The organism is Methylobacterium dankookense (assembly GCF_902141855.1).
Lineage (GTDB): Bacteria > Pseudomonadota > Alphaproteobacteria > Rhizobiales > Beijerinckiaceae > Methylobacterium > Methylobacterium dankookense.
Window position 1 is genome coordinate 1 of sequence record NZ_CABFVH010000008.1, and the last position, 20,434, is coordinate 20,434.

Sequence of the window (20,434 nt, forward strand, 5' to 3'; positions counted from 1 at the left end):
GGCGACCCTCGCCTCGGCCCAAGCCTTCCTCTACGCCGCTGCCGTCATGATCCTCGTTCGACGGCTGGGACGCGCCTCATGACTTATCGGACGGACTCTTAGATTTTTTGCAAGCAGATCGCTTAGAAACGCCTTGACCTCCAGGGCTTCTTTTTTGTCTCTCTTCTGCATAATATATCCGATAATATCTTCCCATGTATCTCCATAAACATGGACATAACGATGAAATTCGCCAGTAAAATCCTTCCAAGAAGAGTTCATTTTTGCCTCCTGCAGGTCAAGGTATGAGCTAGATTTCCTCTCTCCTTCGTCATCATTCATCGGAAAAGCTGTAATGATGCGAAATCCCCTCTCTACCGAGCGATCATGGACTATAAAGGCGCCGACGCCGTAGGTCGTCCTCATGCGGATGGGGGTATCCTCCGGGATGCTCACGGCCTCTCGACCGGTCGGATAGCCGAAGCGGGACTTGATCCAGGCATCGTGCTGCTCTGTCCCTTGTCTGGGGTCTTCAGGGGCGAGACCCTTGAAGGTGCTGCGCCAGGCGCGACGGGCTCCGCCCCGGACCCGCCACAGGATGAGGCCTTGAAAACCGGACGTCCTCGCTCCCCTCGGAGACGGTCCTACACGTCCTTCGGCAGTGGGCTTCTCGGCAGCAGGCCTTGCACATGCCGGTCTGCCGTATCCCGGATCATTGTGTAGAAGTTCCGATAGGCTTCTTTGTCTCTCAAATATACATCCGCGGGTGATTCGAGCCAGATATCCATCAGTTCCTGATCGCTAAGATCTTTGGCCAGCAGATCATCCAGAAAATCTCTGATCTTGAGAGCATTTTCTCTGCTACGATAGGATACGACGAACGCTACGATTTTATCCCAGCTGTCCCCAAGTATATCTGCGTCTTGATGAAACCACCCGCAGAATTCTCTCCAATCAGCATTCATTTATGTCCCCTATGTATATGAATGAATCTGACTTATTTTCATTCGCGTCATCATCATTCATCGGGTGAGCCGTGACGATGCGAAATCCCCTTTCCACCGAGCGATCATGGGTTATCCAGATGCCGACGCCATAGGTCGTCCGCATGCGGATGGGGGTATCCTTCGGGATGCTCACGGCCTCTCGACCGGTCGGATAGCCGAAGCGCGACTTGAGCCAGGCTTCAGGCTCCAACCCTTCCGCGACCCGTTGAACCGCGTCTCTATTCTTTTCCAAAGTCTCCCTGATGAAGGTCCTTGCAGACTCGATCGAGTCGAAGGATCCGTCCCTCCTCAACGGTAGGGGCGGCGGCATTATGCCGTACAGATCTCGCCTGTAACTGTCCGCGACGCGTTCGATCATCTCCGCGTCGGTCTTCCCGACATGGCCATCGACGATATGGCGGTTGAGGTAGGGATCCTTGGCAAGCTCCGCTCCGGAGATCCGATCCCGTTCCCGGCCCGCGACGGGCTGTATCAAGGAACCGTCGTCGGCCTGATCCGAGGCGTTGCCCCTGGTCCATCGTCCACCGTCCCAATTGCCGGCCGGAACACGCGGCTGAAGCGGGTTGAACAGCTTGAGAGCGAGGCGCAGGCGGACGAGCTTCGCCTCGACATCGAGTGCGGCGAACTGCCAGCGAAGCGCATGCAGGGTGGTCACTGGCAGAGCATCACGCAGGGCAATCCCCTAACAGGACAATGCCCCCACAATAGCCTATTATGCCTTAAATGTCAATATGATCCTCCTGATTCGACCGGCCATACCGCTCGATCGCCCGGATAATATTCTTGAGTGCAGGTCCGCGGAGGCCGGGCCGGGCAGACCCGGATCAGGACCGGTTGCCCGCGTGCCAGCGGGGGCGGGCGCGCCGCCCGGAGCCGAATCGAATCGCCTGAGCGGCGTTCGGCCCGTCAGCGCCCGGCGCAGAACGCCTTGAACGCCTCCGCATAATCCGGGTGCCAGCGCGACAGGGCGGGACGGTTCTCGGTGATGTCGCCGGCGCCCCAGGCGATGCGGGCGCGGTCCTGCGCGGTGGTCGTCTCGTTGTCCGGGCAGAGGATGTAGAAGTCGCCCTGCGCCAGCCGCTCCAGCATGAAGGCGACGGTCTCGTCCGGGGTCCAGGCGCCGGCCGGCTTCTCGGCGACGCCGCGGGCCTTGGTCAGGCCCGTATAGACGAAGCCCGGAATCAGCAGATGGGCGCTGGTGCGGCAGCCCTCCCGCCCGCGCAGATCGTGGGCGAGCGCCTCGGTGAGCACCTTCACCCCCGCCTTCGAGACGTTGTAGGGCGTGTTGCCGGGCGGGGTGGTGATGCCCTGCTTCGAGCCGGTGACGACGATCGCACCGGGCTCGGCCCCCGCGATCATCCCGGGGGCGAAGGCCTGGACGCCGTTGATCACGCCCCAGAGATTCGTGTCGAGGATGCGGGACCAGACCTCCGCCTCCGAGAACAGGCGGCCGCCCGCCTCGATGCCGGCGTTCAGCATCACCAGGGCGGGCGGGCCGGAGCGGAGGACGGCGTCGCGCAGGGCCTCCACCGCCTCGCGCCGGCCGACATCGGTCGGCACCGCCCGCACCTCGACGGCGGCGAGCCCGGCGACCTCGGCGCGGGCGGCCTCCAGCGCCTCGCCCGGCAGGTCCGCGAGCCAGACATGCATCCCGGCCCGGGCGAAGGCGCGCGCCGCGGCGAGCCCGATGCCGCTCGCCGCGCCGGTGACCACGGCGCTGCGTCCGGGGCTGATCGCGGGGTGCTGCATGGCTCGGTTCCTCCCGGGAGCCGGTTCGCTCCCAGGGGCGAAGGGTGGGGCGGAAGCCCCGCTTGTCGAGAGGGACAGGCCCCGGAGGCGCACGCAAGCGGATTGGTAACCATCCGCCGGCATCATCCGCCCGTCTCTCGCGTGCGGGTCAATCCAGGGGCCGAGGTACTGCGTATGGTCTCGACATTCGCCCGCCCGCGCGGGGCCCTGCCGCCGCTGGCGCTTCTCCTCGCCCTCGGCCCGGCCGCGGCCCAGGGGCTGCCGCCGACGCCGCCCGAGGCTGGTGCGGTCCAGCCCGTCCCCGCAATCCAGGCGGCTCCGGCGGCACAGGCCGCCCCGGCGCCCCAGGCCCCGCAGCCGGCCCCTCCGGCGCAGGCCATCCAGCCGGTCCCTGACGCCGCCCGAAAAGAGGCCCAGCGGAAGAGGGAGCCCGCGCCCCTCGTCTATGCCCGCGTCTCCGCCGACCCGACGCCGACGCTGACCGCGCGCACCTTCCTCGACACGCTGAAGGCGGCCGAGCAGTACCAGGCCTATGCCGAGGCCGGCGGCTGGGATCCGCTGCCCGCCGACCTCGCCCTGAAGCCCGGCGCGGGCCATCCGGCCGTGCCGTCCCTGCGCCATCACCTGACCCTGACCGGCGACCTGCCCGCCGACGCAGCCCCGAGCGACCGGCTCGACCCGCCGCTGGTGGCGGCGATCACGGCCTTCCAGGAGCGCCACGGCCTCCCGGCCACGGGCAATCTCGGCCGCCAGACCATCGCGGCGCTGAACGTGCCGGCCGCCACGCGCCAGCGCCAGCTCGCGGCCTCGGCCCAGCGGCTGATCGGCTCGAACTTCGCCTTCGGCGAGCGCTACGTGGTGGTGAACATCCCCTCGGCGGTGGTCGAGGCCGTGGAGAGGGGCCAGGTCGTGCGCCGCTACGTCGCCGTGGTCGGCAGCCCCGACAAGGCGCCGCCCGCCGTCGAGACCCGGATCACCGACATCAACTTCAACCCGACCTGGACCGTCCCGATGTCGGTGGTGAAGAACGAGATCATCCCGCGGATGCGGAAGGAGCCGGGCTACCTCGCCAAGAACCACATCCGCATCCTCGGTCCCGGCAATGCCGAGGTCGATCCGACCACGATCGACTGGAACACCAACAAGGCGGTGAACTACACGCTGCGGCAGGATCCCGGCTTCGACAACTCGCTCGGCCAGGTGCGGATCGACATGCCGAACCGGCACGCGGTCTACATGCACGACACCCCCTCGAAGTCGCTGTTCGCCCGCTCCGTCCGCTTCCACAGCCATGGCTGCGTCCGCGTCGGCCAGGTGAAGGAGTTCGTGGGCTGGCTGCTGCAGGGCACGGAAGGGCCGAACGGGCCGGGCTCGACCTGGGGCGCGATCGAGATCGAGACCGGCATCGCCGATGGCGAGCGCCGCGACATCAAGCTGCCGAAGCCCGTTCCGGTGACCTTCGTCTACCTCACCGGCTACGCCACGCCGGACGGGCGCGCGCATTTCCGGGACGACATCTACAGCCTCGACACGCCCGGCGGCGCGCCTCCCGCGGCCGCCGGGGCCCCGGCACGGCCGCCCGCTGCGGCCGCGAACGGCGCGCAGCCCAAACCCGCGGAACCGAAGCCCGCCGTCTCGAGGCCCGCGGATTCCAGGCCCGCCGAGCCCACGACCACGGGCGCGATCCCGGCGCCCGCGCGCCCGGTCAGGCCGCAGGCCCTGCGACCGCCCGCCTCCATTCCCGTGGCCAACTGACGCGGTCCATCAGCTTAGAACCGCTCCAGGGTGTGCACCGGCCGCGACCCCGCCATGCCGGCGGCAAGCGCGGCGGAACAATCATCCGCACCGTTCATTCTGCCGAGGAACGATGCCAAGCGCGCCCGCCGACGCGTGCATCGGCACGAGATCCTCAAAAGACGAACGGAGATATCCATGGCCAAGGCCAAGCCCGTCAGCCGCATCGGCAGCGACCGCCTCAACACGCCGACCGACCTCGATCCGAACGACGTCAAGAAGATCTCCGAGGGCCTCACCGTCCTGCTGTCGGACCTCTTCGCGCTCTACATCAAGACGAAGAATTTCCACTGGCACGTCAGCGGCCCGAATTTCCGCGACTATCACCTGCTCCTCGACGACCAGTCGCAGCAGATCTTCGCGATCATCGACGCGGTCGGCGAGCGCGCCCGCAAGATCGGCGGCACGACGCTGCGCTCGATCGGCCAGGCCAAGACGCTCGCGCGCGTGCAGGACAACGACGCCGAGTATGTCGGCCCCCTCGAGATGCTCAAGGAGCTGCGGGACGATAACAAGGCGCTCACCGCCCATATGCGGGAGCTGCACGCCGTCACCGACGAGGCCAACGACGTCGCGACCACGAGCCAGCTCGAGGAGTGGATCGACCAGTCCGAGGAGCGCACGTGGTTCCTCTACGAGGCCACCCGCAATGCGGAGGCCGGCGGCCACTGAGCCATCCGGGTTCGTCGAAGGCAGGGCCCCGCACCTCGGTGCGGGGCCCTGCCTTGTTTTCAGGGGCCGAGCAGGTCCACGAGGAACGGGATCAGCGGCTCGTCGGCCGGCGGCATGGCGAGGTCGCGCAGGGCCCCCGGCCGCACCCATCGCAGCGTCTGCCCTTCCAGTGGACGGGGCGTGCCCGACCAGCGGCGGCAGACGTAGAGCGGCATCAGGAGGTGGAAGTCGTCGTAGGCGTGGCTCGCGAAGGTGAGCGGCGCGAGGCAGGGCTCCTCGACGGTCACGTCGATCTCCTCGGCGAGCTCGCGGATCAGCGTCGCCTCGGGGCGCTCGCCGGGCTCGACCTTGCCGCCCGGGAACTCCCAGAGCCCCGCGAGCTGCTTGCCCGGGGGACGCTGGCTCACCAGCACGCGGCCGTCGCGGTCCACCAGGGCGACCGCGACGACGAGGACGAGACGGATGCCCGCAGGGTGGCTCACGGCAGGACCGCAAAGCTCGCCGAGACCTCGGCGCTGCTGCCGATCGTGCCCGCGGTGATCGGGACGCGGCGGCCGGGTGCCGCCTTCGCGGCCATCGGCGCGGCCATGCGCAGGGGCTGCGGCCCGCCGCCCGTGGACAGGGCGCAGAGCGGCCCTAGTTTGGCACCGATGGCCTCGGCAAGCTCGGCCGCGCGCGTGCGGGCATCTCGGGTTGCGGCGACCTGGAGTTCGGCCTCGACCTTGTCCGGATCGTTCAGCCCGAAGCCGATGGCATCGATGCGGTTGGCGCCCGCTTCGAGGGCGCGGCGCAGGAAGTCTCCGAGGCGGCCCATATCGGCGAGCCGCACGGTGACCGCGTTGGCCGCGCGGTAGCCGTCCGGCTCGGAGCTGGTGGTGCCGTTCGGGCGCGTGACGGCGCGGGTCGCCGCCTCCAGCACCACGGCCGAGGTGCCGATGTCGCCCGCCGGCACGCCGATCTCGCGCCCGAGGGCGACGATGCCCTCGACCGCCTTCGAGGCGGCGTCGAGCGCGGCCGCCGCGCCCGGCGCCTTGGTCTCGACCCCCACCGAGATCTCGGCGAAGTCCGGCGCGCGGACGGATTGGGCCCGCCCGACGACGCTGATCTTGCGGGCGCAGAGCTCGTCCTCGGCGCGGGCCGGCAGGACGGAGAGCGCCAGGGCGAGGCCGGCGAGGGCCGCCCTCACGAGCGGTAATCCCCGTTGATCTCGACATAGGCCTTGGTCAGGTCGCAGGTCCAGACGCGGGCCGTGCCGGTGCCGAGGCCGAGATCGACGCGGACGCGGATATCCGGCTCGCGCATCACGGCGCTCGCCGCCGCCTCGCTGTAGTCGGGGTCGCGTGCGCCGTGGACGGCCACGCGCACGTCGCCGAACCAGATCGCGAGCCGGTCGCGGTCGGCGGGCTCGCCGGCCTTGCCGACCGCCATGACCACGCGGCCCCAGTTCGCGTCCTCGCCGGCCGCCGCGGTCTTCACCAGCGGCGAGTTGGCGATCGACATGGCGATGCGGTGGGCGGAGCGGTCGCTCTCGGCGCCCGTCACCTCGACGGTGACGAACTTGCGCGCGCCCTCGCCATCCCGGGCGACGAGCTGGGCCAGCTCGACCAGGAGGTCGTCGAGGGCGGCCCTGAAGCCGGCGAGGCGTGGATCCGAGGCCTCCGCGACCGCCGCGTTGCCGGCCTTGCCCGTGGCGAACAGCATCAGCGTGTCGGAGGTCGAGGTGTCGCCGTCGACGGTGACGCAGTTGAAGCTCTGGTCCGCGCCCGTCGCGAGGAGTGCCTGCGCCACGTCTTGCGGCAGGGCCGCGTCGGTGAAGACGAAGGCCAGCATGGTCGCCATGTCGGGGGCGATCATCCCCGCGCCCTTGGCGATGCCGTTGATGGTGACGGGCGTGCCCGCGATCTCGGCCGTCCGGGTCGCGCGCTTGGCGAAGGTGTCGGTGGTCATGATCGCCCGGGCGGCGGCGGCCCAGGCCTCGGGGCCGTCCTCGGCGCGGCCGGCGCAATCGGCCAGCACGCCTTCGAACTTCGTGGCGTCGAGGGGCTCGCCGATCACGCCCGTCGAGGCGACGAATACGTCGGTCTCGGTGCAGGCGCCGGCCTGCGCGGCGATGCGGGCGGTGAGCGCCACCGCGTCGCGGCCGCGCTGCCCGGTGAAGGCGTTGGCATTGCCCGAATTGACGACGAGCGCGCGGGCGGAGCCGGCCTTCAGGGCCTCGCGGCACCAATCCACCGGCGCCGAGGGGCATTTGGAGCGGGTGAACACCCCGGCCGGGACCGTCCCGGCCTCGAGGCCGACATAGAGCACGTCGGTGCGCCCGGAATAGCGGATGCCGGCCTGGGCGGTGGCGAGCCGGACGCCCGGGACCGGCGGCAGGTCGGGCGCGGAGGCCGGGGCGAGGGGCGAGACGGGCGGCGGGTTGGCGGATGACACCGAATCGATCTCCGGCTGGTCGCGGGGCTGCTCACGGCGCCGCGGTGTTGACCCGCCCGACCCGTCGCCGTCAACCGCCGACCACGGGGCCGGGCGCGGAGGCCGCCCAAATCCGGATCCTGCCTATGGGCGCGCCAGGGCCGGGATCAAATGCGGCGTCTTCGCGGCATAGGGCTTGTCTAGTTCCAACAACCGGGCGTAGCATGCCGCAATGCAACGTGAACACGAAGTCGAGCGCGGGATGCCGCGAGCTGTCCTCGGATCCGCTGTCATGAAACCCGCCATCCCTCCGCGGGGATGCTACCGGGTGCAGGTTCTCGTCGCCGGCCGCAACAAGAGCTGGCGCAACGGCCTGTCCTCCGAAATCCGCCGGGCCGGTTATCAGGTCACGGCCTGCGACAACGGAGTCGACGCGCTCGCCGTCCTCGTTCTGGGACTGCCCATCGACGTGATGGTGATCGACTGCACCTTGCAGGGGCAGGTCTGCTGCGCCCAGCTCGCCATCGAGGCGCGCGCCCTGCGGCCGAGCCTGCACATCGTGCTCGCCAGCGACGGGACCGAGGCCCTGGCGCGCGAGGTCTCCGACCTCGTGCCCGACGCCCTGATCGTCCCCGAGGCCATGGACGCCGATTCGGTCGCGCAGACGGTGCGCGACGCCCTTCACACGCCCCGGCCCGCCGACCGCGGCAACTGACGGGCTCAGATCGCGGCCGCGGGATCCGAATCCTCGTCCCGGCGCTCCGCATCGCGGCGGCCGGGCCGGCGCCGGTCGAGGAAGGCGCGGCCGAGGGCGCGGAAGGGCGCCGTGAGGCGGCGCGCATCCTCGGCCCGCTCCATGAAGCGCTCGCCGTTGCGGATCTCCTTGTCGAGCCGCGCCATGGTGCGGGCGAGCGCCGGGTCGTCGTCCTCCAGCCAGGTCTCGGTCACCCGCGCGAAGGCGATGACGAGGCCCTGCAGCTTCAGGCGGCCGAGCGGCCCCTCCGTGTCGATGCCGGCCGCGGCCAGCATGTAGCGGTGCGAATTCAGCATCACGCCGTTCAGCGCCAGCATGGAGAGCGGGTCGCCGCGCAGGGCGTAGGAGATGCGGCGCAGGGCCGGCTTATAGGGCGTCATCGCGTCGAGGCGGCGCATCAGCACGTCGAACAGGCGCTCGCGGGCCGGCTCGTCGGCGAGGTCGGAATTGTCCTCCGCCAGCACCGCCCGGTCGATCATCCGGGCGAGGCCGCCGAGGATCGCGCCCTTCGAGGGGTAGAACTCGCGCAGGTCCGCCAGCGTCAGGTCGGCCTCGCGGGCGACGTCGCCGATCTCGATGTCGTTCCAGGGCTGCTCGGCGGCAAGCCGCATCAGCGCCTCGACCGCGGCCTCGCGCGGGTTGAGCTTCGGCGCGCCCTGCGCCGGTCCGCTCTCCTTGGCCGCGCCGTCCCGGGCCGTGCCCTTGCCAGCGGCCTTCCGGCCCTTGGGGCTCGCGCTCTCGCTCATCGAATCCGACGCTCCTTCGATCGCTTCCCGGGGAATCTAGGGGCGCGCGCGGCGGATTTCGAGCCGGCCGCCTCGCGTCAGGGCGTCGCCGCCGCGATGGCGGCCTTCACCACGGGGGCCGCCGGCACCGAATGCTCCCAGAAGCGGCCGGTGCGGCCCTTCGCGTAGCCCGCGTCGTAGAGCGCGCGCATGTAGGCGGTGTCGAAGCCGCGGGCCGCGGTCGCGCTCGGGGCGGCCTCGTCGATATAGGTGAGGTTGAAGCCGATGTGGTTGGCGCGGGCGAAGGCATAGGTGGTGGTCAGCGTGGCGCGGCTGCGGGCCCGGCTCGCCGTGGTGAAGGAGCGCTCGACGATCGAGAGCGTGTTGTTGCGGGTCACGTCGAATTCGGGCTCCAGGCGCCCGTTGATCACCACGTAGATGTCGGCCTTGCCGGCGGTGCGCAGGCGGCCTTCGCGCACGAGCAGCGCCTGGGGCAGGGTGAAGACCGGCGTCACCACCGAGCCGTCCACATGAAGCTCCTGGAAGCGCGCGTCGCCGGCGGTCACGTCGATGAGCTGGGGCGGGAAGACCGCCGGCACGCTGGCCGAGGCGGTGAGCACGTCGCGGAACAGCTCGACCGCGTTCGGCGCGCCGCTCGCGGCGATGGCGCCCATGTTCCAGATCACGGCGCGCTGCGAATCGAGGTTCGCGGTCACGACGAGGAGGCGCCGCCCCTTGGCATGCTCGGCCGCCACCGCCGTGAGCAGGTCCGCCGTCACGTAGCGGCCGATCAGGTCGCGCAGGCGCCCGTCGCCGAACAGGCCAGAGCCGAACAGCACGTTGGTGATGTCGGGCGACTGGACCAGCGTCGCGGCGACGCCGCTCGTGTAGAACTCGGTGAGATAGGCGTCGTAGGCCGGGCCGAGGAAGGCGAAGGGCGCGATCAGGGCGCCGGTGCTGACGCCCGAGACCATGGTGAAGTCCGGCCGCGTGCCCGAGGCGGTCCAGCCGTTGAGGATGCCGGCGCCGTAGGCGCCGTCCCCGCCGCCGCCCGAGAGGGCGAGGTAGCTGAAGCCGCGCTTCGCTTCCTGCCGCGCGGCGAGCGCCGTGAAGGTCTCGACCGAGGCGTCGGAATAGATCCGGGCCTCGGGGATGCCCGGCACCGAGGCGAGCGCCGCCTGATTCGCGGTGTAGGGGATGCGCGGCAGCGACGAGCAGGCGGCCGCCTGCGCCGCGAGCCCGAGGGCGAGAAGGGCGCGGAAACCCCAGGAGCGACGCACCGTCATCGATCGTGTCTCGAAGCCTGTCCGCGGTCCGTGCCGGGCTGGGGGAAGCTTGGGCATTGCGCCCGCAACCGTCAATGAACGGTGCGGCTGCACTTGTGTTCCGCCGCCGCCTGTTGCCCCCGCACCTCGCAGAGGCTCCACCGCCGCAGGGTTAATTTCACGTGAAAACCGGCCGATTCAGGGCCGGGCCAGAGCCAGCCCCTTGAGGTCGAAGGCGGCGTCCGCGGCCTGTTTCGGCGTGAGCGGGGTGCCGGCCGCGATCAGGCGGCGGGCGATCATGTGGTCGCCCGCCCGGTTCACGGATTCCACCGCGGCGAGGCGATCCTCGCGGAAGCGGAAGACCGAGAAGGCGTTGCCGTCGCCGCGGCGCACCGCCTCGTCGCCCGGCGCGGCGAGGCCCGCGATCTGCAGCTTGTTCGGGCCCTGGTCGCTCCAGAACCAGGGCACCGCGTCGTAGGCGGCGGGCCTTCCGGTGAGCCGGGCGGCGAGCGCGCGCCCCTGATCGATGGCGTTCTGCACGGATTCGATCCGCACCGTCCCGTCCGCCGCGAGGCCGCGGGCGAAGCGGGTGGGGAAGCGCGCGCAATCGCCGATCGCCGAGATGGACGGATCCTGCGTGGCGAGCAGCGCGTCGACCCGGATGCCGTCCGCCGCCGCGAGCCCGGCCGCGGATGCGATCTCCTGGTTCGGCAGCACGCCGATGCCGACGAGGACGAGGTCGGCCGGCACCGCGCTTCCATCGGCGAGGCGCAGGCCGACGGCGCGCCCCGCCTCGCCGAGGATCTCCGACACCCCGGCATCGAACGCGAAGGCGACGCCCGCCTCCCTATGGGCGGCGCGGAAGAAGGCGCCCATCTCGGCCGAGACCGCCCGCGCCATCGGCCGGGCCGCGGCCTCGACCACGGTCACGTGCAATCCCCGCGCGGCGGCGACGGCGGCGAATTCGAGCCCGATGAAGCCCGCCCCCACCACGGCGACGCGGCCCACCCGCGCGAGATCCACCTTCAGCGCGTCGGCATCGGCGAGGCCGCGCAACTGGCGTACGCCGTCGAGATCGGCGCCCGGCACCGGCAGCGGCCGGTTCCGCGATCCGGTGGCCAGGATCAGGTGGTCGTAGGGGACGGGCCCGTCATCGGTCAGCAGGCGGCGCCCGGCGCGGTCGATCGCCTCGGCGCGCAGCGAGGGCCGGTAGGCGATGCGGTGCTCGGCGAGGAAGGCGGCGGGCCGGAGCGCCAGCCCCTCCGCGTCGGTCTTGCCCGCGAGATAGGCCTTCGAGAGGGGCGGGCGCTGGTAGGGCAGCCAGGGCTCGTCGCCGACGAGGGTCAGCGGACCGGCATGGCCCGCCTCCCGCAGCGAGGCCGCCGCCTGGAAGCCGGCCTGGCCGGCGCCGAGGATGACGATGCCGGCTTCCGTCGCCGGGACGTCCGCGCTCACTCCGCGGCCCCGGCCGACAGGGCCTTCACGGCCTCGAGTTGCGGCAGGCAGCGCGGGCCCTCCTTGACGAGGTAGGACCAGAACGCGGAGGCGGCCGGGCCCAGCACCTTGTCGGCCCGGCGCACCACGTACCAGTCGCGCCGGATCGGCAGGCCCTGCACATCGAGGAGCACGAGGCGCCCGCTGACCACCTCAGCCGCCACGGTGTGGGCGGAGAGGAGCGCGATGCCAAGGCCGGCCATCACCGCCTGCTTGATCGTCTCGTTCGAGCCGGAATCGATGCCGAGCTTCGCCCGCCGGATGATGATGCCGCTGACGAACTCCTCGAACACGGTGCGCGTGCCCGAGCCCTCCTCGCGGACGAAGAAGGCCTGCTCGGCGAGCTCCGCTTTCGGGACGTCGCGCCGGCCGGCGAGCGGATGGCCCGGCGCCGCGATCAGGACGAGGGGATGCGGCCCGAAGGTCTCGGCCTCGATGGCGAAGTCCCGGGGCGGCCGGCCCATGATCGCGAAATCGATCTCGTAGTTGCGCAAAGCCTCGACCGTCTCGCCGCGGTTGCGCACCGAGAGGTTGATCTCGACGCCCGGATGCCGCTCGACGAAGCCGGCGATCACCTGCGGCGCGAAGTACTTGGCGGTGGAGACCACGCCCATGGCGACGCGCCCGCCCGCGCCGCCCTTCAGGGTGCGCAGCCGGTCGGCGCAGGTCTCCAGAACCGTGTTGATGCTGTCGATGGCCCAGAGCATCTCGCGGCCCGCATCGGTCGGCTTCAGGCCGTTCGGCGTGCGGTCGAACAGGAGGAGCCCGGCCTCCTCCTCAAGCTGGCGGATGCGCGCGTAGAGCGCGGCCGAGGTCACGTTCAGTTCCTGTGCCGCCCGGGTCATGGTGCCGAGCCGGGCGACCGCGGCCACGGCCTGGAGTTGCTTGAGGGACAGGTTGCGCATGCTTCGGTTCTAGTTTTTTTGTAAGGAGCCGCAAGTTATTTTAGAATTCTTGAGCTAGGCCGTTCCTGCCTCTGGCGATCCGGCCGCAACGCGCGGTATCATCCTTCGACGGCTCCGGTTAGACGTCTCGCTCGTGGGCGGGGCCGGTGGGCCTTGCGCGGAATGGATAGCTGGATCGAGGGCGGGCCGATGGCGGCAGGATCTCTGGAGGTCGGATCGCGTCTGGACGCGTGCCTCGCGCAGGCGGTGGCCGGCGACCCCGCGCTGAAGGACACGGCGGCGGTGGTGGCGGCGATCGCGGGGGCCGCGATCACGATCAGCGAGGTCATCGGCCGCGGGGCGCTCGGCGGCGACCTCGCCGCGGCGGGCGGCCAGAACAGCGACGGCGACGTGCAGAAGGCCCTCGACGTGATCGCGCACCAGCGCGTCACCGAGGCGCTGCAGGCCGCGCCCGTGGCCGAGGTCGCCTCGGAGGAGGCCGACGAGGTGATGCGCCTGAATCCGGGCGCGCCGCTCGCGGTGGCGATCGACCCGCTCGACGGCTCGTCGAATATCGGCGTCAACATGGCGGTCGGCACGATCTTCGGCATCCGCCCGGCGGTGCAGGACGATGCGAACCCGCTCGCCTCCTTCACGAGCCCGGGCACGGCGCAGCTCGCCGCCGGCTTCGTCACCTACGGCCCGGCCACCGCCCTCGTCCTCACCCTGGGGCAGGGCACCCAGATCTACGTGCTCGACCGCGCGGAGGGCGCCTTCCGCCTGACCCACCCGCAGCTCGACGTGCCGGTCTCGGCCAAGGAATACGCGATCAACGCCTCGAACGCGCGGCACTGGGAGCCGCCGATCAAGGCCTTCGTCGAGGATTGCCTGCGCGGTGCGGATGGCCCGCGCGACAAGGACTTCAACATGCGCTGGCTCGGCTCGCTGGTGGCGGATGCCCAGCGCGTGCTGCTGCGCGGCGGCGTGTTCCTCTATCCCGGCGACCAGCGCAAGGGCTACGCGCAGGGGCGCCTGCGCCTCCTCTACGAGGCGGCGCCCATCGCCCTGCTGATGGAGCAGGCCGGCGCCGGCGCCACCGACGGCGAGCGCCGCATCCTCGACATCGAGGCGACCGGCGTCCACGAGCGCGTGCCGCTGGTGTTCGGCTCGGTCGAGGAGGTCGAGTGCGTCGCCAAGTATTTCGGCGGGCGCAACCACGCTGCCGGCCGCTCGCCGCTCTTCGGCCAGCGCGGCCTGATGCGCAGCTAGGCCGGGCACCGTTCGTTTTAAGGATGTCGGCGCGTCACCCCATCATCTCGGTCACCGGCTCCTCGGGGGCCGGGACCACCTCGGTCCGCAACACCTTCGAGCAGATCTTCCGCCGGGAGGACGTCAGCGCGGTCTATATCGAGGGCGACGGCTTCCACGCCTTCGACCGCGAGACCATGCGCGCGATGATGGCCCGCGAGCCGACGCTGAGCCACTTCGCGCCGCGGGCCAACCTCCTGCCGGAGCTGGAGGAGGTGTTCCGCAGCTACGGCGAGTCCGGCACCGGCCGCACGCGGCACTACGCCCACGACGCGCACGACGCCGCCCGCTACGGCACCCCGGAGGGCACCTTCTCGGCCTGGGAGGACTTCCCGCCGGGCTCGGACCTGCTGTTCTACGAGGGCCTGCACGGCTGCGTGGTCGATTCAAGCGTGGACATCGCCCGCTATCCCGATCTCAAGATCGGCGTGGTGCCGGTGATCAACCTCGAGTGGATCCAGAAGCTGCACCGCGACCGCTCGTTCCGCGGCTACTCGACCGAGGCCGTCACCGACGTGATCCTGCGGCGGATGCCCGACTACGTGCAGACGATCTGCCCGCAATTCTCGTGGACGGACATCAACTTCCAGCGCGTGCCGACGGTGGACACCTCGAACCCGTTCATCGCCCGCTGGATCCCCACCGCCGACGAGTCGATGGTCGTCATCCGGTTCAAGAGTCCGAAGGGGATCGATTTCTCCTATCTGGTCTCGATGATCCACGACAGCTTCATGAGCCGGGCGAACTCCATCGTCATTCCGGGCGGCAAGCTCGACCTCGCGATGCAGCTCATCCTGACGCCGATCATCATGCAGCTCGTGGAGCGCAGGCGGCGGCTGGCTTGAGGGCGGCCCGGTCGCTATGGCTGCCGGCATCCGGGCGGATCGGCGACTCTCCCCCTCACGATGAGGTCGCGGGTGGGAATGGGCGCATCCCGCGACACCCGGCCAGCGCCGAGGCCCCTCCCCGCGCGGGATCGGACCCTATCTGAACCTCTGGAAGACCTGACATGACGACCCGCCCCCTCATCGCCCCCTCGATCCTCTCCGCCGACTTCTCGCGGCTCGGCGAGGAGACGCGCGCGGTCGCCGAGGCCGGGGGCGACTGGATCCATCTCGATGTGATGGACGGGCATTTCGTGCCCAACATCACCTTCGGGCCGCCGGTGGTGAAGGCGCTGCGGCCCCACACGGACAAGTTCTTCGACGTGCACCTGATGATCGCGCCGGCCGATCCCTATCTCGCGGCCTTCGCGGAGGCGGGCGCCGACGGCATCACCGTCCATGTCGAGGCCGGGCCCCACATCCACCGCTCGCTCCAGACCATCCGAGCGCTAGGCAAGCGCGCGGGCGTAGCGCTCAACCCCGGCACCCCCGCCGCGGTGGTCGAGCCGCTCCTCGACATCGCCGACCTCGTGCTGGTGATGACGGTCAATCCCGGCTTCGGCGGGCAGAGCTTCCTGGCCAGCTCGCTCGAGACGGTGTCGCGGGTGCGCGCCATGGCGGCCGGCCGCGACATCCGCATCGAGGTCGATGGCGGCATCGACGCGACCACGGTCGAGGCCGCGGCGCGGGCGGGCGCCGACGTGTTCGTGGCCGGCAACGCGGTCTTCAAGGACGGGCCCGCGGCCTATGCCGAGCGGATCGCGGCAATCCGGAGCAGCGCCGAGGCGGCATCCGGATCCGGCCCCCTCGCATGCTGAAGGCGCTGATCTTCGACGTCGACGGCACGCTGGCCGAGACCGAGGACCTGCACCGGCAGGCCTTCAACCGCGCCTTCGCCGAGTTCGGCCTGCCCTGGCACTGGGAGCCCGCCACCTATGCGGACCTCCTCACAGTCATGGGCGGCAAGGAGCGCCTCGCCCATTACATCGAGACGCGCTTTCCCGAGGAGGCCGCCGCCCTCCTGGCCCGCTGCCCGGAGATCCACGAGCGCAAGACGAAGGTCTACGGCGATCTGGTCGATGCCGGCCGCCTCGCCCTGCGCCCCGGCATCCGCCGCCTCATCGCCGAGGCCGGGGCCGCCGGGGTGAAACTCGCGGTCGCCACCACCACGAGCCGGCCGAATGTCGACCGCCTGATCGCGGTGAACTTCCCGGACGGCGTGCAGCCCTTCGACGTGATCGCGGCCGGCGACGAGGCGGCGCGCAAGAAGCCGGCGCCGGACGTGTTCACCCTCGCCCTGGAGCGGCTCGGCGTGCGGCCGTCCGAGGCGATCGCCGTCGAGGATTCCGCCGCCGGCATCCGCTCCGCCCTCGATGCGGGCCTCGCCGTCATCGCCACGCGCAGCCTCTACACCGAGCGCCACTCGCTCGATGGCGCCTTCTCGGCGGTCTCCGACCTCGGCGAGCCGGACAGCCCGCACCGCCACATCGCCGGCGTGGTCTGGCCCGGCGGCGTGGTGACGCTTGCCGCGTTGAAGGACTGGCACGCCGGGCGGCCTTAAGAATATTCGCAACCCGGCCTGTCGGCCCGCTGCAGGCGCCTTCGCTGTTGCGCAGGACAATAGTCTTCTGCAAAGTCACTCGGCGTGATTGCTGCGGGATGGACGGGCAGGATGCCGGGTACGCAGGAGACCCTCTATCCGCTGGAATTCCACGTCGCCGGAACGCCGATTTCGCTCGCGGGCAGTAGCCGGTCGAAGGAGCGGTGGCGAATGCTGGTCGGTGCGACGGCACGGGCGCGCGTTCATGAAACCGACGAGCTTGGCTTTCTCGACCGGCGCCCACTCAGTCTCACGCTCTACTATTTTCCGGCGGCAACCATGGAAGGCGATGTCGACAACATCGTGAAGCCTGTCATGGACGCACTGATCGGCATCGCCTACCTGGACGATCGGGATGTCGAGCGCGTCCTGGTCCAGAAGTTCGAGCCGGGCCTTGCCTGGGAGTTCATCGATCCGAGCAGGCAACTCGCATCGGCGCTCAATGCGGCCTTGCCTATCGTCTATATCCGCGTCGACGACGATCTGGCCTGGAGGAGGATCTGATGGCTTCCTATGCTCCGCTGTCTCGGCGCGAGGTCGAGACGCAGTTCATGGAGCGCCTGCGCGGGCGCTACGAGGATGCGGGCTTCCGGTTCACGCTTCATCCGCGCGCTGAGCAACTCCCCGACTTTCTCGGATCCTATCTGCCCGATGCGCTTGCCGAGAAGCCGGGCCGCAACATCGTCATCGAGGTGAAGGACCGGCCGGGCCCGTCATCCGACCACAGCCTGCAGGACATTCGCGGCCTGTTCGACGGCCATCCGGACTGGCATCTGCACGTGGCCTTCATCGGCGGGGACCCGCTCCAGTCGCTCGTGCTCGATACAGCGGCACCGGAACTGCTGCGCAGCCATATCGAGGAGGTTCGCGACCTCCGGAGAGCCGGGCACAGGCGCGCCGCCTTCATCATGGCTTGGTCGCTGCTCGAAACCGCGTTGCGGCTTCGGGAAGAGGAGGCGGAGGGTCGCGCACGTGCACCCGGCACGCTGGTTCAGACTCTCGCCATGCAGGGCTATATCGAGCCAGAGACCGAGCGGCGGGGGCGGGGGCTGATCGATCTCAGGAACCGCATCGTGCACGGCGACCTGATGGCCGAGCCCACGGACGCCGATATCGAGCAGGTGCTGGCAGCGGTCGAAGAGACGGTCAGCGTGACTGGGGGCTGACGCACGCGCCTTCAAGTCTGCTCGTCCTCCGATCGGCGCCGCGTCTCGGCCCGCCCCTGCGCCTCGGTGGCGAACAGCGTCGCGCCTGCCACGGCGCCGAGCAAAGCCACGAATCCGAGCCTGAGCCAGCGCGGACCCGCCGCTCTCGCCCGGCCGTCGGCGCCGCTCGAATCCGCCGGCACCGCAATGCGTGCTTCGGTCCGTCCCGGCATCGGCTCTCCTCCGCGGCCTGCGCCACCCGACATCGGAACGCCCGCCGGGCCGGATCTTTCCGTAGCCGGCCGCATCCGCGTTGCCTCGCTGGCGAGCGCCGGCCTATAACCCGCCGATTCACACATCGCGGCGTCGAGGGCGCGGGCTCTCCGCCGGATCGCACGACAGCCCAGAGGCAGAGCCGAAAGCCATGGCCGGCCATTCCCAGTTCAAGAACATCATGCACCGCAAGGGCCGCGTGGACGCGGTCCGCTCCAAGGTGTTCGGCAAGCTCGCCCGCGAGATCACGGTCGCGGCCAAGCTCGGCACGCCCGATCCGGCGATGAATCCGCGCCTGCGCGCCGCCATTCTCGCGGCGCGGGCCGAGAACATGCCCAAGGACAATATCGAGCGCGCCATCAAGAAGGCGGCCGGCGCCGATGGCGAGAACTACGAGGAGATCCGCTACGAGGGCTACGGCCCGGGCGGCGCGGCCCTCATCGTCGAGGCCCAGACCGACAACCGCAACCGCACGGCCTCCGACGTGCGCTCGGCCTTCACCAAGTCGGGCGGCAGCCTCGCCGAGACCGGCGCGGTGGCCTTCATGTTCGACCGGGTCGGCGTCATCGCCTTCGCAGCCTCGGTGGCGGATGCCGACACCATGCTGGAGGCCGCGATCGAGGCCGGCGCCGACGACGTGCGCTCGGACGCGGGCGGCCACGAGGTCACCTGCGCGCAGGACGCCTATGGCGAGGTCGGCAAGGCCCTGGAGGCCCGCTTCGGCGAGCCCGTGCGCACCGGCCTCGTCTGGAAGGCGCAGAACACGATCGATGTCGACGACGAGACCGGCGAGAAGCTCGTCCGCTTGGTCGAGGTGATCGAGGACCAGGACGACGTCCAGAACGTCTACGTCAACTTCGCCCTCTCCGAGGCGCTGATGGCCAAGCTCGGGGCCTGAATCCCGGGTGTCCAGAGGGATCATCCCTCTGGTGGGAGCGTCGGGGCGAAGCCCCGAGGTCCTTTCAGGGCTCCGCCCTGGCCCCGCGAGAGGGGTGACCCCTCTCGACGCCCGGACTATCCCGGCAGCGCCACCGTCCAGGGCTCGTCGAAAACGAACTCCTCGAGATTCACGCCGGGGCCGCCGCGGTCCACCACGGCGAAGGCCTGGGGCGCCCCGAACGGGGTCAGCACGCCGTGCCAGGTGTTCAGGGCGTAGGCGACGCCCTGGCCCGGCGCCGTGACGAAGGCGTGCGGCCGGCCGGGCCGGCCGCCCTCGTCCGGGCAGACCACGACGAGGAAGGGCGCGTCGTTCAGCGGCAGGAAGGCCTGCGCACCCAGCGGATGGCGCTCCACGAGGCTCAAGGCCAGCGGCATGGGGTAGGGCTCGGCCTCCACGAGGCCGATCACCACATGCGCGCCCTCGCCCGCGACGTCGATCCGCGCGAGGTCGTGGAAGCGGCGCGCCATGCCGGCATTCATCGGGCGGGCGGTGGCGCCCTCCCAGTCGATGACCGAGCCGAAGGGCGCGAAGGCCTCGCGCGTGAGGGCCTGCGCGGTGACGCTGCGGCCGCTCATCGGCCGGCCCCGCGGGGCTTCAGGGCGGCGTGGCGGTTCACGTCCTTGTAGAGCAGGTAGCGGAAGGGGCCGGGGCCGCCGGCGTAGCAGGCCTGCGGGCAGAAGGCGCGCAGCCACATGAAGTCGCCGGCCTCGACCTCGACCCAGTCGCGGTTGAGCTTGTAGACCGCCTTGCCCTCCAGCACGAACAGGCCGTGCTCCATCACATGCGTCTCCTCGAAGGGGATCGAGGCGCCGGGCCGGAAGGTGACGAGGTTGACGTGCATGTCGTGGCGCACGTCGTCCGAGGCGACGAAGCGGGTGGTGGCCCAGGCCCCGTCCGTGCCCGGCATCGGCGCCGGCTCGATCTCGGATTCGTGGGCCAGGAAGGAGTCGGGTGCGTCGATCCCCGGCACCCGCTCGTAGGCCTTGCGGATCCAGTGGAAGCGGGCCGCGCCCGGGCCGGGATTGCGCAGCGACCATGTGGCGCCGGGGGCGAGATAGGCGTAGGCGCCCGGCCGCAGCGCCTGCTCGCGCCCGTCGAGGGTGAGGGCGGGGGCCCCCTCCACCACGAAGATCACGCCCTCGGCTTGCCCGTCGGGCTCGGGCCGCGCGCTGCCGCCGCCGGGTGCGACCTCCATCAGGTATTGCGCGAAGGTCTCGGAGAAGCCGGACAGGGGCCGCGACAGCATCCAGGCGCGGCTGCCCTCCCAGAAGGGCAGGACGCTGGTGACGATGTCGCTCATCACACCCTTCGGGATGACCGCGTAGGCCTCGGTGAACACGGCCCGGCCGGTCATCAGGGCGGTTTGGGGCGGCAGGCCCCCGCAGGGCGGGTTGTAGGGCGAAGCGCTCATCTCGGGACCTTCGTGCATCGGCGAAATCCGGGTGTCGAGAGGGATCATCCCTCTCGCGGGTCCGGGCGGAGCCCGGGGATGTCCGCAGGAGCTTTGCCCCTGCACCCCACCAAAGGGATGATCCCTTTGGAAACCCGG

24 protein-coding genes are annotated in these 20,434 nt (G+C 70.4%); 10 read left to right on the plus strand and 14 right to left on the minus strand.

Translation table 11 applies throughout. The features are described 5' to 3' along the window. Window positions 1-30 precede the first annotated feature (30 nt). The 4 genes from MTDSW087_RS08815 to MTDSW087_RS08830 form a co-directional block, all read right to left on the minus strand. Window positions 31-405, minus strand: coding sequence for a hypothetical protein (locus tag MTDSW087_RS08815; protein ID WP_144762891.1), 375 nt, complete (start codon window positions 403-405; stop codon window positions 31-33). A gap of 218 nt (window positions 406-623) precedes the next feature. Further along, window positions 624-944: a contact-dependent growth inhibition system immunity protein gene (locus MTDSW087_RS08820; protein WP_144762893.1), complete on the minus strand. Its 321-nt coding sequence runs from the start codon at window positions 942-944 to the stop codon at window positions 624-626. After that, window positions 934-1,641, minus strand: coding sequence for an RNase A-like domain-containing protein (locus MTDSW087_RS30755; RefSeq protein WP_238178607.1), 708 nt, complete (start codon window positions 1,639-1,641; stop codon window positions 934-936). The genes MTDSW087_RS08820 and MTDSW087_RS30755 overlap by 11 nt, the downstream gene beginning before the upstream one ends. Before the next feature lie 251 nt (window positions 1,642-1,892). Further along, the gene (locus tag MTDSW087_RS08830; RefSeq protein WP_144762895.1) at window positions 1,893-2,735 is read right to left on the minus strand and encodes an SDR family NAD(P)-dependent oxidoreductase; all 843 of its coding nucleotides are present in this window, start codon (window positions 2,733-2,735) and stop codon (window positions 1,893-1,895) included. 174 nt (window positions 2,736-2,909) lie between these two features. Between MTDSW087_RS08830 and MTDSW087_RS08835 the strand changes: the two genes are divergently transcribed. Both MTDSW087_RS08835 and MTDSW087_RS08840 read left to right on the plus strand, forming a co-directional pair. Further along, window positions 2,910-4,490: a L,D-transpeptidase family protein gene (locus tag MTDSW087_RS08835; RefSeq protein WP_144762897.1), complete on the plus strand. Its 1,581-nt coding sequence runs from the start codon at window positions 2,910-2,912 to the stop codon at window positions 4,488-4,490. Between the two features lie 177 nt (window positions 4,491-4,667). Further along, window positions 4,668-5,201, plus strand: coding sequence for a Dps family protein (locus MTDSW087_RS08840; protein WP_144762898.1), 534 nt, complete (start codon window positions 4,668-4,670; stop codon window positions 5,199-5,201). 59 nt (window positions 5,202-5,260) lie between these two features. Here the strand turns inward: MTDSW087_RS08840 and MTDSW087_RS08845 are convergent, their stop codons facing one another. From MTDSW087_RS08845 to argJ, 3 genes are read right to left on the minus strand one after another with little or no spacing between them, the layout of a single operon-like run. Then, complete coding sequence (locus MTDSW087_RS08845) at window positions 5,261-5,683, minus strand: (deoxy)nucleoside triphosphate pyrophosphohydrolase (RefSeq protein ID WP_144762900.1); 423 nt, start codon at window positions 5,681-5,683, stop codon at window positions 5,261-5,263. Further along, window positions 5,680-6,387 (minus strand): SIMPL domain-containing protein, encoded by a 708-nt coding sequence (locus MTDSW087_RS08850; protein ID WP_144762902.1) that lies wholly within the window; start codon window positions 6,385-6,387, stop codon window positions 5,680-5,682. Before MTDSW087_RS08850 ends, MTDSW087_RS08845 begins: the two co-directional genes overlap by 4 nt. Beyond that, window positions 6,384-7,634, minus strand: coding sequence for a bifunctional glutamate N-acetyltransferase/amino-acid acetyltransferase ArgJ (gene argJ / locus MTDSW087_RS08855; RefSeq protein WP_144762904.1), 1,251 nt, complete (start codon window positions 7,632-7,634; stop codon window positions 6,384-6,386). The genes MTDSW087_RS08850 and argJ overlap by 4 nt, the downstream gene beginning before the upstream one ends. 271 nt (window positions 7,635-7,905) lie before the next feature. Here argJ and MTDSW087_RS08860 point away from each other — a divergent pair, with 271 nt between their 5' ends. Beyond that, the gene (locus tag MTDSW087_RS08860; protein WP_238178609.1) at window positions 7,906-8,328 is read left to right on the plus strand and encodes a response regulator; all 423 of its coding nucleotides are present in this window, start codon (window positions 7,906-7,908) and stop codon (window positions 8,326-8,328) included. A gap of 5 nt (window positions 8,329-8,333) precedes the next feature. Here MTDSW087_RS08860 and MTDSW087_RS08865 read toward each other — a convergent pair whose 3' ends face one another. The 4 genes from MTDSW087_RS08865 to MTDSW087_RS08880 form a co-directional block, all read right to left on the minus strand. Then, window positions 8,334-9,113, minus strand: coding sequence for a TetR/AcrR family transcriptional regulator (locus MTDSW087_RS08865; RefSeq protein ID WP_238178610.1), 780 nt, complete (start codon window positions 9,111-9,113; stop codon window positions 8,334-8,336). A 77-nt stretch (window positions 9,114-9,190) separates the two neighbouring features. After that, window positions 9,191-10,378, minus strand: a complete 1,188-nt coding sequence (locus MTDSW087_RS08870; RefSeq protein ID WP_144762908.1) for a patatin-like phospholipase family protein — start codon at window positions 10,376-10,378, stop codon at window positions 9,191-9,193. Between the two features lie 177 nt (window positions 10,379-10,555). Beyond that, on the minus strand, window positions 10,556-11,812 hold the full coding sequence (locus MTDSW087_RS08875; protein WP_186383789.1) for an NAD(P)/FAD-dependent oxidoreductase: 1,257 nt from the start codon (window positions 11,810-11,812) through the stop codon (window positions 10,556-10,558). Next, window positions 11,809-12,756: a LysR family transcriptional regulator gene (locus tag MTDSW087_RS08880; protein ID WP_144762910.1), complete on the minus strand. Its 948-nt coding sequence runs from the start codon at window positions 12,754-12,756 to the stop codon at window positions 11,809-11,811. The genes MTDSW087_RS08875 and MTDSW087_RS08880 overlap by 4 nt, the downstream gene beginning before the upstream one ends. Before the next feature lie 189 nt (window positions 12,757-12,945). Between MTDSW087_RS08880 and MTDSW087_RS08885 the strand changes: the two genes are divergently transcribed. The 6 genes from MTDSW087_RS08885 (at window position 12,946) to MTDSW087_RS08910 (ending at window position 17,693) form a co-directional block, all read left to right on the plus strand. Beyond that, entirely contained in the window at window positions 12,946-14,004 is a 1,059-nt protein-coding gene (locus tag MTDSW087_RS08885; protein WP_144762912.1) for a class 1 fructose-bisphosphatase, read from the plus strand. A 23-nt stretch (window positions 14,005-14,027) separates the two neighbouring features. Next, window positions 14,028-14,888: a phosphoribulokinase gene (locus MTDSW087_RS08890; RefSeq protein ID WP_144762914.1), complete on the plus strand. Its 861-nt coding sequence runs from the start codon at window positions 14,028-14,030 to the stop codon at window positions 14,886-14,888. 164 nt (window positions 14,889-15,052) lie between these two features. Further along, window positions 15,053-15,745 (plus strand): ribulose-phosphate 3-epimerase, encoded by a 693-nt coding sequence (gene rpe, locus MTDSW087_RS08895; protein WP_144762916.1) that lies wholly within the window; start codon window positions 15,053-15,055, stop codon window positions 15,743-15,745. Further along, entirely contained in the window at window positions 15,739-16,488 is a 750-nt protein-coding gene (locus MTDSW087_RS08900) for an HAD-IA family hydrolase (RefSeq protein ID WP_144762918.1), read from the plus strand. Before rpe ends, MTDSW087_RS08900 begins: the two co-directional genes overlap by 7 nt. A gap of 111 nt (window positions 16,489-16,599) precedes the next feature. Further along, window positions 16,600-17,031, plus strand: a complete 432-nt coding sequence (locus MTDSW087_RS08905) for a RusA family crossover junction endodeoxyribonuclease (RefSeq protein ID WP_144762920.1) — start codon at window positions 16,600-16,602, stop codon at window positions 17,029-17,031. Then, window positions 17,031-17,693: a hypothetical protein gene (locus tag MTDSW087_RS08910; protein WP_144762922.1), complete on the plus strand. Its 663-nt coding sequence runs from the start codon at window positions 17,031-17,033 to the stop codon at window positions 17,691-17,693. The genes MTDSW087_RS08905 and MTDSW087_RS08910 overlap by 1 nt, the downstream gene beginning before the upstream one ends. Window positions 17,694-17,704: 11 nt before the next feature. On the opposite strand, the gene MTDSW087_RS08915 is transcribed toward MTDSW087_RS08910, so the two are convergent. Then, a complete protein-coding gene (locus tag MTDSW087_RS08915) occupies window positions 17,705-17,905 on the minus strand; it encodes a hypothetical protein (RefSeq protein WP_144762924.1) in 201 nt (66 codons plus the stop codon). Between the two features lie 191 nt (window positions 17,906-18,096). On the opposite strand from MTDSW087_RS08915, the gene MTDSW087_RS08920 reads away from it, so the two are divergent. Beyond that, the gene (locus MTDSW087_RS08920) at window positions 18,097-18,843 is read left to right on the plus strand and encodes a YebC/PmpR family DNA-binding transcriptional regulator (protein ID WP_144762926.1); all 747 of its coding nucleotides are present in this window, start codon (window positions 18,097-18,099) and stop codon (window positions 18,841-18,843) included. Window positions 18,844-18,959: 116 nt separating this feature from the next. Here MTDSW087_RS08920 and MTDSW087_RS08925 read toward each other — a convergent pair whose 3' ends face one another. Beyond that, complete coding sequence (locus tag MTDSW087_RS08925; protein ID WP_144762928.1) at window positions 18,960-19,460, minus strand: ureidoglycolate lyase; 501 nt, start codon at window positions 19,458-19,460, stop codon at window positions 18,960-18,962. Then, window positions 19,457-20,296: a bifunctional allantoicase/(S)-ureidoglycine aminohydrolase gene (locus tag MTDSW087_RS08930; protein WP_144762930.1), complete on the minus strand. Its 840-nt coding sequence runs from the start codon at window positions 20,294-20,296 to the stop codon at window positions 19,457-19,459. The genes MTDSW087_RS08925 and MTDSW087_RS08930 overlap by 4 nt, the downstream gene beginning before the upstream one ends. Window positions 20,297-20,434 lie beyond the last annotated feature (138 nt).